This is a genomic window from Bacteroidota bacterium (assembly GCA_016711505.1).
In the GTDB taxonomy this organism is placed as follows: domain Bacteria; phylum Bacteroidota; class Bacteroidia; order AKYH767-A; family 2013-40CM-41-45; genus JADKIH01.
The window spans coordinates 50,779-64,173 of the sequence record JADJSV010000016.1 but is presented as its reverse complement, the minus strand read 5'-3'; the positions used below and the strand labels follow the sequence as shown (position 1 = coordinate 64,173).

General features: G+C 38.9%; 9 protein-coding genes. 8 read left to right on the top strand and 1 reads right to left on the bottom strand.

The features are described from left to right. Positions 1-125 precede the first annotated feature (125 nt). From IPL24_13220 to pdxA, 4 genes are all read left to right on the top strand, one after another. Positions 126-2,942, top strand: coding sequence for a TonB-dependent receptor (locus tag IPL24_13220; GenBank protein MBK8364575.1), 2,817 nt, complete (start codon positions 126-128; stop codon positions 2,940-2,942). A 122-nt stretch (positions 2,943-3,064) separates the two neighbouring features. Next, on the top strand, positions 3,065-4,621 hold the full coding sequence (locus IPL24_13215) for a T9SS type A sorting domain-containing protein (protein MBK8364574.1): 1,557 nt from the start codon (positions 3,065-3,067) through the stop codon (positions 4,619-4,621). A gap of 111 nt (positions 4,622-4,732) precedes the next feature. After that, positions 4,733-5,986, top strand: a complete 1,254-nt coding sequence (locus IPL24_13210; protein ID MBK8364573.1) for a T9SS type A sorting domain-containing protein — start codon at positions 4,733-4,735, stop codon at positions 5,984-5,986. A gap of 216 nt (positions 5,987-6,202) precedes the next feature. Then, entirely contained in the window at positions 6,203-7,270 is a 1,068-nt protein-coding gene (pdxA, locus tag IPL24_13205; GenBank protein ID MBK8364572.1) for a 4-hydroxythreonine-4-phosphate dehydrogenase PdxA, read from the top strand. A gap of 142 nt (positions 7,271-7,412) precedes the next feature. Here the strand turns inward: pdxA and IPL24_13200 are convergent, their stop codons facing one another. Continuing rightward, complete coding sequence (locus IPL24_13200) at positions 7,413-8,846, bottom strand: leucyl aminopeptidase (GenBank protein MBK8364571.1); 1,434 nt, start codon at positions 8,844-8,846, stop codon at positions 7,413-7,415. A gap of 99 nt (positions 8,847-8,945) precedes the next feature. On the opposite strand from IPL24_13200, the gene mqnC reads away from it, so the two are divergent. From mqnC to IPL24_13180, 4 genes are all read left to right on the top strand, one after another. Then, the gene (gene mqnC / locus IPL24_13195) at positions 8,946-10,070 is read left to right on the top strand and encodes a dehypoxanthine futalosine cyclase (protein MBK8364570.1); all 1,125 of its coding nucleotides are present in this window, start codon (positions 8,946-8,948) and stop codon (positions 10,068-10,070) included. A gap of 192 nt (positions 10,071-10,262) precedes the next feature. After that, on the top strand, positions 10,263-11,789 hold the full coding sequence (locus tag IPL24_13190; protein MBK8364569.1) for a hypothetical protein: 1,527 nt from the start codon (positions 10,263-10,265) through the stop codon (positions 11,787-11,789). Next, the gene (locus IPL24_13185) at positions 11,749-12,771 is read left to right on the top strand and encodes a gliding motility-associated C-terminal domain-containing protein (GenBank protein ID MBK8364568.1); all 1,023 of its coding nucleotides are present in this window, start codon (positions 11,749-11,751) and stop codon (positions 12,769-12,771) included. The genes IPL24_13190 and IPL24_13185 overlap by 41 nt, the downstream gene beginning before the upstream one ends. Positions 12,772-12,777: 6 nt before the next feature. Continuing rightward, entirely contained in the window at positions 12,778-13,371 is a 594-nt protein-coding gene (locus IPL24_13180; protein ID MBK8364567.1) for a riboflavin synthase, read from the top strand. The last annotated feature ends 24 nt before the right edge of the window (positions 13,372-13,395 follow it).

Sequence of the window (13,395 nt, the reverse complement as noted above, 5' to 3'; positions counted from 1 at the left end):
TTGAAGTTATTGACTTCAGTTCACTAATTTCTACTTAACACTGGAAAAAGTGTAAAATTTTCCCCTTTCCCTATTGATTATTCCCTGCGAATGCACTAGGTTTGATACCAAAGACCAAGCAAAGGATGCGGAATATCATATTATTAATGAGTTTGTTGATTTTTTCATTTACATCACAAGCGCAAAAATTAAAAGGAATAATCAAAGACGATACAAATGGTGAAAGCATCATTGGCGCATCCGTTTCGATCAAAGGAACAAACGTTGGTGCAAGCACAGATGTAGATGGTCGCTTTGAGCTGGATGTTGCAAATCAAACAGCACCAATTACTGTGATCATTGCTTCCATTGGATATGCTACACAGGAATTAGTTATAACCGATTTTACAAAAGAGTTAAACGTAAAAGTTTCTTCTAAGAAAGTTGATCTGAAAGATGTAACTATTACAGGAAGTCGTGTCTCTGAAAAACAAAAGGAAGCACCGCTTACAGTTGAAAGCATAGATCTCATTGCAATAAAACAAAGTGCACAGAATTCATTTTATGAAGCACTGGGTACATTAAAAGGTGTTGATCTTACCAGTGCATCTCTTGGATTTACAATTGTCAATACAAGAGGTTTCAATAGTACTTCTCCTGTTCGTTCATTGCAATTAATCGATGGAGTCGACAACCAATCACCGGGATTAAATTTTTCGTTAGGGAATTTTTTGGGGTCGAGCGAACTGGATGTTTTGAAAGTTGAACTTATTGCAGGAGCCAGTTCTGCATATTATGGTCCGAATGCTTTCAATGGTGTTATTTCCATGACCACAAGAAGTCCGTTTGTGAAACCGGGACTTGAAGTTTCATTTAAAGCCGGAGAAAGAGACCTGATCGAAACTGCTGTGCGTTGGTCGCAGGCATTCAAAGATAAAAGCGGTGAAGACCGATTTGCTTATAAAGTAAATCTCTTTTATATGAAAGCACACGACTGGGAAGCAAATAACATGAGCGCAACTCCTGATTCACCTGATGGTCCGGGAAACCCCGGTGGTTATGATGCTGTAAATGTTTATGGTGATGAATATTATGCAACGAGTAATTACAATTCTGTCCCAAGGATCCGTCCCGGTGTAATGACATATTATCGCACTGGCTATGCGGAAACAGATCTGGTAGATTATAATACTGAAAATTTTAAATCATCTGTTGGCCTTCATTACAAAACGAAATCCAAAAATGAAATTATTTTAAACTCAGCATTTGGGGCAGGTACAACAGTTTATCAGGGCGACAACAGATTTAGTTTGAAAGACATTTTGTTTTTTCAGCATCGTCTGGAGTATCGCAAGGAAAATAAATTTTTCATCAGAGCATATACTACGAATGAAGATGCAGGAAAATCTTACGATGCATATTTCACCGGATTACTTTTGCAGCAAGCTTCTAAAGATGATTATGTATGGAGTACTAACTACATAGGTTTTTGGTCTTTGCCACAAAGTGATTATTACAATAAATTAAAAGCACTTCCCGGATTTCCAACCCCGCCTGCATTTGGTGATCCGGATTATGACAGACTTTATGCAGAATATCTCGCAGCAATTAATCCTTTTCTGATGAACAATTATTATGATACGTTGCAACTGTATCATAACACTGCAAGGGCTTATGCTGATGAGTTTACAAGCGTTTCTCAAAAAGCAATACCTTTTTTTGAACCGGGTACTCAGAGATTTGATTCACTCTTCAATAAAATTACATCCAGCAGATCTTTTACAGAAGGCGGATCAAAGTTTTATGATAAATCACGCTTAGTCCATGTACAAGGAGAATATAAGTTTACACCAAAATTCGGAGACGTTATCTTAGGTGGAAACTACAGAAAATATCTTCCGCAATCTGACGGAACAATTTTCAGTGATACATCCGGAAGAAAAATCGAAAATTATGAATATGGATTTTATAGTGGATTGGAGAAAAAAGTGCTCAAGGAAAAATTGAAGATCAACCTTACTCTTCGCGCCGATAAAAACCAGAATTTTGATATGCTGTTCAGTCCGGCGGTTTCACTTGTCTATACGATTGATCCAAAAAACGTTGTCAGGTTATCTTTTTCATCAGCAATCCGAAATCCAACTCTTACTGATCAGTATTTGTATTACAATGTCGGAAGAGCAAAATTGCTTGGAAATATTACTGGGTATGATTCACTCGTAACAATTCCTTCATTACGCGATTATCTCTCCGGTTTTCCTGATCTGGATAAATTAGAGTATTTCAATATCGGACCTGTAAAGCCTGAAAAAGTAAAAACGTTTGAAGTCGGATACCGTGCTTCGCTTACGAAAAATCTGTATGCTGATGCAAATTTTTACTATAGTATTTATACTGATTTTATTGGTTATGTAGTCGGAGCAGATGTTACAACCAGTACCTCTCCATTTGGTGGTGATTTTCTGGAGTTGAATGATGTATTCAGAATAGCAAGTAATTCGCAGGATGAAGTAAACTCACAGGGATTTAGTATAGGACTGAATTACTACATTGGAAAATTTTATAGTATAAATGGAAATTATTCATGGAACGAATTGAATAAACAAGGATCAGATGATCCGATCATTCCTGCTTATAACACACCTCGCAACAAATACAATCTAGGTTTCGGTGGAAGAGATATTGAAGCAATGCTGTTCAACAAGATAAAAATTTCAAACTGGAGTTATAATATCAATTACAAGTGGGTTCAGGGATTTTTATTTGAAGGCTCACCGCAGTTTACCGGAGAAATTGAAAGCTATGATGTTGTTGACGTCCAGATCAGCAAAAAAATTCCATCATGGAAATCGGTTTTTAAAGTGGGCGCATCTAATCTCATGAATAACTTGCATTATGAAGTATATGGTGGTCCATTAGTAGGGCGACTGGCATATGCTTCTATTGTCGTAACACTGAATTAGTTCAACTGTTAAATTATTGCAAAAGGCCCACGATATTGGGCCTTTTTTTTGTTTAATGAAGGAATCTGTCATGTTTTTTGTCGCTAATTTTTGTGTATTTTTACATCACCAAAAATCTGACTATGAAAAAAAATCTACTAAAATTGTCAATGCTGGCAATTGCTTTGTTTGCAACGCAAACTATGAATGCGCAGCGCTATTTAACAGAAGTGTTCACTGATGTATCAGTAACACCAAACGTAACTTACGGAAATAACATCACAATTTTTCCAACAGGTACTCCAACTGCACAAGATCTTAAAATGGATATCTATCAACCGGTTGGTGATGCTGCACCGGTTCGTCCTTTGATCGTTTATCTGCACACGGGAAGTTTTGTCCCTGCAGTTTTTAATCAAAATCCTACGGGTGGAAAAAGTGATTCTGCAGCAGTAGAAATGTGTACTCAATTTGCAAAACGTGGGTATGTAGTTGCCAGTGCTACTTACCGTCAAGGTTGGGTTCCAACAGATCCTGATCAGGATGTACGTACAGGTACTTTGCTAATGGCAGTTTATCGTGCTATTCAGGATGCAAAAGTTTGTGTTCGTTATTTCTATGAAGATGCTATGACATCAGGAAATACTTTTGATATCGATACAAACAATATCATTCTTGCAGGGCAAGGAACAGGTGGATATATTGCTATGGCTTATGCAACTCTTGATAAACCATCAGAGATCCAGCTTCCAAAATTCTTGTCGAATACAACAAATGCAGCTTATGGATTTGTGATTGGTCAGCCTTATGTAAATCAGGCTGCTCTTGGTGATTTTGATGCTTATGGTGGTATTCCGCAATTAAACAATCCGAATAATCACGTTGGTTATAGTTCAAGAGTAAGTTTTATTGTAAATATGGGCGGCGCTCTTGGTGATAGCTCTTGGTTAGAAGCAGGTGATGCTCCTATGGTTGGCTTCCATGTAACAAATGACCCATTCGCACCATATGGTGACGGACCGGTTTATGTTCCGACAACTCCACCACAATTCGTTGTGGACGTTAGCGGAAGTCAGACTGTAATTACAAAATCAAATCTATTAGGTAACAATGCATGTTTCAATCTTGCCGGTTTCACTGATCCATATACATTGGCTGCAAATGCAATCAATGGTGGAGAAGACGGATTGTTCCCTTTCCAAAGACCAACACCTCCATTTGCTCCGGGTGAAGCAGGTCCATGGGAATGGTATGATTCAACTGCTTTGACTGTATATGCGCAAGCAGTAGGTTTGTCAGCTTCTGCCGGAACTCAGGCTTACGTTAATGGTTTAGGTACAAATCCTGATATGTCAAAAGCAAAAGCTTTGGCATACATTGACACTATTCAGAATTATGTAAATCCTCGTATAGTATATTGTCTTGGATTGCCTGATGGAATTTCAGAATCTCTTCTGAACAAAGTTGTTTCAGTTTATCCGAATCCGGCTTCAACACAATTCACAGTTTCTGCTGATGGAACAAATCTGAATCTGAAATCAGTTGAACTATCTGATATCACAGGCAGACTCATCTGGAAAAAAGATAATCTGACAGGATCCAATTCGACTTTCTCAAGAGGAAACTTGTCGAATGGAATTTACATTGTCAGAATTTCTACAGATAAAGGAACAGTAAGCAAAAGAATCTCTCTTCAATAATATTTGATTTCCTTCTGAATAATAAATTCAGAGTGAAAGATTTTTAAAAAAGGCGGCTATCAAATCGATTGACCGCCTTTTTTTATTATCTTTCTCTCAAAATTAATACTGATGAATAAAGTTTACTTACTCCTGCTAACATCATTGCTATTTATTTCTGAAGCTCAAGCGCAACTGGTTGATTGTTCATCCGGCAGATTTGACACAGAAGTTTTTTCCGGATTTGATACTACATTGAATGTCACTTATGGTGCAAACCTTGATTACAACGGATTAAATACTGTTCTGACAATGGATATCTACCAGCCGGAAGGTGATACGATGGCTCAACGACCTCTCATAGTCTGGGTCCATGGCGGTAGTTTTTTAAGTGGAACAAAAAACGATCTGGATGTTCAGAGATTGTCTGAACATTTTTCAAAACGCGGATACGTTTGCGCATCTATAAATTATCGTCTGGGAATTAGTTTTCCTTACAATGAAGCTAATACAACGTCAACAGTATTTCGTGCAGTGCAGGATCTGAAAGCTGCTATCAGATTTTTCAGAAAGGATGCTGCAACAGCAAATGAATACAAGATCGATCCGAATATTATTTTTGCCGGAGGAAGTTCTGCCGGTGCATTTACTGCTTTGCATCTTGCCTACTTAAATGAATACAGTGAACTTCCATCTACAATTGATACTTCAATCTTAGGAGATATCGAAGGCAATTCCGGAAATCCTGGTTACTCTTCGGAAGTAAATGCAGTGGTTGATCTTTGCGGAGCACTTGGAAATAAAACATGGATGAAAATTACAGACGTTCCTGTTGTAACTATGCACGGAACTGCTGACGCTGTTGTGCCTTATGCAACAGCTATAATAAACTTACTTGGTGTTTTTCCAATCATGCAAGTCGATGGCAGCTATTCCATTTCTGCCTATGCAGATTCAATCGGAATAACAAATCAGATGTATACTTTTTTCGGAGCTGATCATGTTCCTTATTATTCAAATGTTGCTTACATGGATACAACTGTCCGGTTCGTCAGTAACTTTTTGTATTCGCAATTAGGCTGTACACCTTCAGATCCGAATCCATTGCCGAATACTTTCAATCTCAATACAGCAGTAAATGAGATCGATCGTTCTTTTGAAATGTATCCGAATCCGGCAACGTCAGATCTTGTACTGGAATTAAAGAATAGTTCAGAAAAAATTTCTTCGGTCAGAATTTATGACCTTTTAGGTAAAGAAGTTTTGTCTCAGAAAACCAACTCTTCGAAAAGTATTATCGATGTTTCTGTTCTTTCTCGCGGATCGTACTTTGTGTCGATTCAAATGGGTGAGAGGGTGGAAGTGAGGAAGCTGGTTCGTAACTAAAAATTAAACATAAGGGCACTTAGATCACAAAAGAACACGGAATATAAGACGTATTAAATTCCGTGTTCTTATTGTGAACTTGTGTTCTTGTGTTGATATTAATTCTGCGGTTTTTCTGCGTATTCTGCGCAAATCTGCGGGAAATAAATAACCCCGCTATTCATTGAATTTGTCCCCCCGAAAAGGTATGTTTGCACCCTAATATCACATCAAGTTATGAGTCAAACGGAGCAAGAAGGCAGAATTAAGGTAGGAATCACCTGCGGCGATATAAATGGCGTCGGACTGGAAGTCATTCTGAAAACTTTCCTGGATAGCAGAATGCACCAGGTTTGCACTCCTGTCATTTATGCCAGTAACAAGATGGTCTCCCTGCACAGAAAGCTCCTGAACTTTACCGATTTTCAATATATCACCGTTAAAAGTTCTGATGAGATCATTCTAAGAAAAACCAATGTCATCAATTGCTGGGAAGAAGATGTTCATGTGGAATTCGGTCAGGTAAATGCTGATGGCGGAAAATATGCATTACTCTCCTTGCAGCATGCAATCGCAGACCTCAAGGCAAATAAAATTGATGTCCTTGTAACTGCGCCAATCAACAAAAGCAATATTCAATCTGATCAATTCCGTTTTAACGGACATACAGAATATTTAGCAGAAGAATTTAATGCTCCTGATCACTTGATGTTTTTAGTCAGTGAGAATTTAAAAGTCGCTGTCGTTTCCGGACATATTCCTGTGAAAGATGTTGCAGCTACTTTATCTATAGAAAAGATTATTAAGAAGATCCGTTTGATGAACGACTCCCTCAAACGTGATTTCGGAATTCGTAAACCGAAGATCGCAGTTCTTGGATTGAATCCACATGCAGGCGATGCAGGCTTGATCGGAAAAGAAGAAACAGAAATTATTATTCCTGCAGTTAAAAAGTGTTTTGACGATAAATTATATGTGTACGGTCCTTATTCGGCAGATGGATTTTTCGGTTCAGGCACTCATCGTAAATTCGATGCAGTACTTGCTATGTATCACGACCAGGGACTAGTACCTTTCAAAGCACTCAACTTTTCAAGTGGTGTAAATTTCACAGCAGGTTTACCGGTTGTCCGGACATCTCCCGATCACGGAACAGCATATGATATCGCAGGAAAAGGTGAGGCCAATGAAGAATCATTCCGCGAAGCTATCTATACTGCAATCGATGTACTCGCCAAACGCGAAGAATACGATGAGATCAATGCGAATCCGCTGGCGTTTTCGAAGCAGACGAGTGACAGATAGTGGTGAGTAGTAATTGGTAAGTAGTAAGTCGCACTAGTTACTCATTTATACTTTCTACCGTCAAATCAGAGTTGTCATTTTGCAATCAAGTAAGCAGTGCTACTCACCACTTACCACTTACCCTTTCTGCGCTCACCAAAAATCAACGAGAACTTACAAAATCAACAAGGAATCTAACTCCAACTCCCGTTCCACCTTTCCCTCTATAACTCGAAGGAGAATGCAGATAAGACGGACCTGCAATATCAAAATGCATCCAAGGGTAATCCGTATAACGTTGTAAGAATTTTCCGGCAGTGATGGCGCCACCAATTGGGCCACCGATATTTTTCATGTCTGCAATGTCTGATTTGATCAGATCATCATACTCGTCCCAGAATGGGAATTCAGCCAGACGTTCGTATACACGATTTGCACTTCTGTTTAATTTTATTCTTTGTTCATCAGTTGCTGTTCCCATGCAAACAATTCCATACGGTCCTACTGCCGCAGCAGCTGCACCTGTTAGAGTTGCAAAGTCTAGAACTAATTCCGGTTTGAATTTTTTTGCATAATGCAATGCATCAGCAAGAATCAAACGGCCTTCAGCATCAGTATTCAGAACTTCAACTGTATGTCCACTCATCATTGTAATTACATCCCCTGGAGTATAAGCATCTTCAGCAACGCGGTTATCGGTTGCGGGAACTAAAGCGATCACATGAACAGGTAACTTTGATTTAGCAATGGCATACATTGCAGAACCCACTGCAGCACCACCGGCCATATCGCTTTTCATATAATCCATTGAATTCGGTGTAGGCTTTAAGCTGTATCCGCCTGTATCATAAACTACACCTTTTCCAATGAAGACAATTGGTTTTTTATTCTTAGCATTTTTTGGTTTGTATTCCATTACTGTAAAAGTCGGTGGTTGCTGACTGCCTTTATTTACAGAAAGTAGTCCACCCATTTTCAGTGATTTTATTTTCGCTTTATTGAAAACAGTTACTTTAAAACCTGCTTCTCTTCCCATTGCAACAAACTCTTTTGAAAGTTGTGTAGCGGTCATGAAATTTTGTGGTTCGTTGACAAGAGTCCGTGCGCGCAAAACGCCATCGACCATATTTTGTAAATTCTTAAGCTGTGTACCTTGTAGTCCTTTGCTCTTAATTGCAATCTCCCGCAAAGAGTTTAATTCCCTCTTTTTTCCCTGTCGATATTTCAGAAACTGGTAATTGCCAAGCGCAATTCCTTCAGCGACAGCCATAGCCAGATTCGGATTTTCTCCCTGGTCTGCAATCACAACACGGCGTTGCTTATGACGGTTCAGAGATGCCAGAAAAGTATCACCTATCCGGCGGCACAATTCAAGTAAAATATTGGTATCTTTTGAATAATCAGGCTGATAGATGCAGATCAATCGCTTGTATTGATTGATTACAATGCTCTTTTTGTCGGCTTTCAGCTCATTTTTAATAAATTCAGATTCAGTGGTAGAAAAAAGACCGGAAGGGACACTTCCTTTGTCATCCAATAGTAAAATGATGGAATCTGCAGTTTTGTATGAAGGTGTTAATACGATTGTGGTCTGCATATAATGTTGTATTTTTGAAGTGCGGAAATTAGGTAAAATATTTTTCAACTAACCAATAAAGAAATAATACTCTTTAACGAAAAGACTTCCGCAGGAATTATGGTTTCAGATCAACTCTTAAAAAGAGCACTTCAATTCGATTTCCTGACGGCCGAAGAAGGTCAGTTTCTCTATGAAAATGTACCGACTGCCGAGTTAATGGATGTTGCTTTCAGCATGCGTAAAACGTTGCATCCTGATAATTATGTTACATGGATCATTGACAGAAATTTAAATACAACAAATGTCTGTATAGCCAATTGTAAATTCTGTAATTTCTATCGTATTCCCGGTCATGCTGAATCGTATATAACTACAATTGAGCAATATAAGGGTAAAATTGAAGAGACCTTCCGTTATGGAGGTGAGCAATTACTTCTACAGGGCGGTCATCATCCGGAATTAGGAATCGACTATTATGCTGGATTATTCCGTGAATTGAAAAAACTTTTTCCGACATTGAAGTTACATGCACTCGGGCCTCCTGAGATTGCACACATCACAAAACTTGCCGGGACAACTCATACTGAAGTACTACGTACCTTACATGAAGCCGGACTGGATTCTCTTCCGGGAGCTGGTGCGGAAATTTTGAATGACCGTGTTCGTCGTTTGATCTCAAAAGGAAAATGTTCAGGGAGAGAATGGTTAGATGTAATGCGCGCGGCCCATCAGTTGCATATTACAACATCAGCTACAATGATGTTCGGACATATAGAAACAGTGGCAGAACGGTTTGAACATCTGGTATGGCTCAGACAAGTTCAGAGCGAAAAACCGAAAGATGCGAAAGGTTTCATCGCTTTCATTCCATGGCCGTTTCAGGATGAAGGAACTCTGTTGAATCGCATTAAAGGAGTTCATAATACTGTGACAGGTGAAGATTATATTCGTACAATTGCTATCAGTCGGATAATGCTTCCCAATATTCAAAACATCCAGGCAAGCTGGTTAACCGTAGGTAAAGAAGTAGCGCAGATCTGTCTGCACGCAGGAGCAAATGATTTCGGATCGATCATGATCGAAGAAAATGTTGTTTCAGCAGCAGGAGCTCCGCATCGCTTTACATCAAATGGAATTCAGGAAGCCATTCGCGAAGCCGGATTTATTCCTAAATTGAGAACGCAACAATACGAACACCGTCCGCTACCGGAAGTTATGGAGCAGCAGGTCATAAATTATTAAGTAAATTAAAATCTAACCTATGAGGATGAAACAAATTCGTTTCTATCTTTTTTTATTTTTTCTCATCTCATTTGGAGAAAATGTTTTGCGACTCATAACAGGGCTGGTGAAATAACTTATGAGTGGATTGGTGCGGCACCTAATGATTACAAATACCGGATTACTATTATTACCTACACAAAAAGATCCTCGGTGAATGTTGATAGACCAAGGTTGGATTCAGTCTACCTTGGTGATAATCTCAATCCTACAGTATTTATCAGAAGCCAGCAGATTCAGATTCCGAATGAAGACATTAATAAGAATGTTTATGTAAAAGAACATACTTATTCTGGAAATGGTCGATTCTTAATCTATTTTATTGATCCAAACAGAAATGAAGGTGTTGTAAATATTCCAAACTCAGTAGATGTTCCTTTTGAAGTTCAAAGTCTTTTAATTATCAATCCATATCTTGGAAATAATAGTTCACCGGTTCTGACATACCCACCAATTGATAAAGGTTGTGTGAACAGAATTTTTATTCATAATCCCGGAGCTTTCGATCCTGATGGCGATAGTCTGGCTTACGAATTAGTGCAGTGTAATGTAGCATTGAATACACCTGTACCCGGATATTCATTTCCAAATGCATCAAACTCATTTGCACTTAACCCTATCACCGGCGATCTTGTATGGGATTCTCCTGTAACACCCGGTGAATACAACGTGGCTTTCCACATCAATCAATACAAGAAGGGCCAATTTGCTGGTTATGTTCGACGTGACATGCAGATCCTGATTGGAGAATGCACAAACAATCCGCCATTCATAGAAGTAGTTTCTGATACATGTGTTCTTGCAGGCGATACATTGCGTTTCGATATGACAGCAATAGATCCTGATCGTAATCTTGTTGAGATCTCAGCATTCGGTGCTGTATTCGATAGTGCATTAGTTGGTGGCGATCCTGCAATCTTTTTCAGAATTACTGTTCCAAATAACGATACAGTAGTCGGCCGCTTTGAATGGGCTGCAAAATGTCATCATGTTCGTGCAAGTCCATACACTGTTCAATTCAAAGCACGCGATGTACAACCTGTAGACAGTATTGCTCTTGTTGCATTGAAAACTACAACCATCAGAGTAATTGCTCCCGGACCTGCTACCGTTACTGCTATTGCGAATGGAAATGCAATTGATCTTTCATGGAGCATGTCACCATGCAGTGAAGCAATAGGATATCATATTTATCGTCGGACAAATAGTTATCCGGGAACGATAGAGTGTCCTTGCGATAATGGAGCGCCATCATATACCGGATATCAACTTCTGGAAACTCTCAACTCAATTGACTCAGTTAATTTTTCCGATAGCAATAACGGACAAGGATTAGCAATTGGGGTAGAGTATTGTTATATCATCACAGCATTCTTTGCTGACGGTTCAGAGAGTTGTGCTTCACCACAGACTTGTGCAACACTGAAAAAAGATCTTCCTGTTCTTACTCATGCAGATGTGACTTCAACAGATGCATTGACAGGTACAGTCTATGTTGACTGGAGTAAGCCAACTGAACTGGACACATTTCAGTTCCCGGGCCCTTACGAATACAGAGTTTTTCATTCACCTGATTTCTTTGGAAATAATTTCACTCAATTTGCTGTGTTGAATGATCTCAACGATACAACAATTGTTGATGCAAACATCAATACGGGTTGCAGGACCTTGGTCTTATAAAGTTGATCTGTATTACAACAATTCCGGAGTACCGACATTGAAAGGTAGTTCGACAAATGCTTCTACAATTTTCTTAAGCATCAGTCCGACCGACAATCGCCTGAATCTGACATGGGAGGAATTTGTTCCTTGGACAAATACTTCATATGATGTTTTCCGATTGAATAATACAACACTTTTATATGATTCAATTGCAACAGTTAGTGTACAACAATTTTCAGATACAGGTCTTGCGAATGGAACGCAGTATTGTTATTACATCCGTTCTTCCGGATCCTATTCGCGTGACGGGATTCCTTCACCATTGTATAATAAATCACAGCAATTATGTTCTGTGCCTGTTGATAATGTTCATCCTTGTGCAACTGATCTGGAAATTATTTCTGATTGCATAAACAATGCGAACATGCTTACCTGGGTGAATCCGAACCTTGTTTGTTCTGATGATGTCTTGAAATATTATATTTATTATTCACCGGTCGATTCATTGAACTTCGAACGAATAGATTCCATTCTGGATCCAAATGTTACATCCTATCTGCATTACGATCTGGAGATCATTTCAGGTTGTTACAAAGTGACAGGAGTCGATTCAGTAGGTAATGAAACTCTGAATGCAATTGCTGTTTGCATTGATACTTGTCGGGAGTATGTTTTACCATCCGTTTTCACTCCTAATGGTGATGGCATGAATGATATTTACCATCCATGTGATAGCACTACCGACGAACAATTACAGTCTACAACATGTCCACCGTATAAAAATGTGAAAGAGATCGATATGAAGATCTACAATCGTTGGGGTAAAATTGTTTATGAAACGAAGGACAAAGATGTTTTGTGGGACGGCAAGGATATGGAATCAAAAGCAGACTGTGTAAGCGGTGTATATTTTTATACTTGCAAAGTCTATTTCTATCGTATATTTGGCGAGGATGTTCAGGAGTTACATGGCACCATCCAGTTGATACGAAATAATTGAGCTGATATGTTTACCGGTATTGTTGAAAGTATGGCAAAAGTATGTGCAATTCAGAAAGAAGGCACAAACCTGCGATTCACATTAGAGTGTAATTTCACATCAGAATTAAAGATCGATCAAAGTCTTGCGCATAATGGAGTTTGTCTGACTGTTGTAAATATCAATGAGGATAAATACGATGTTGTTGCCATTCACGAAACACTGATCCGCACTAACCTTGGCGTTTTAAAAGTTGGCGACAAAGTAAATCTGGAGCGATGTATGCAAATGAATGGCCGGCTTGATGGACACATTGTTCAAGGCCATGTCGACACAACAGCCAAGGTTGAAAAGATCATTTCAGAGAACGGCAGTTGGAGAATCTATTTTTCTTACGTTCCTTCACCGGCACATATTACAGTTGAAAAAGGTTCTGTATGTATCAATGGTGTCAGTCTGACCGTTGTTGATTCCGGAAAGAATGATTTCTCCGTAGCGATCATTCCCTACACATGGGAGAACACAAATTTTCATTCCCTGAAACCCGGCGATGATGTGAATATTGAATTTGATATTATTGGGAAATACGTTGGGAAATTTTTGTCTTTAACTAATAACTAATAACCACTTACCACTCACCAAAAA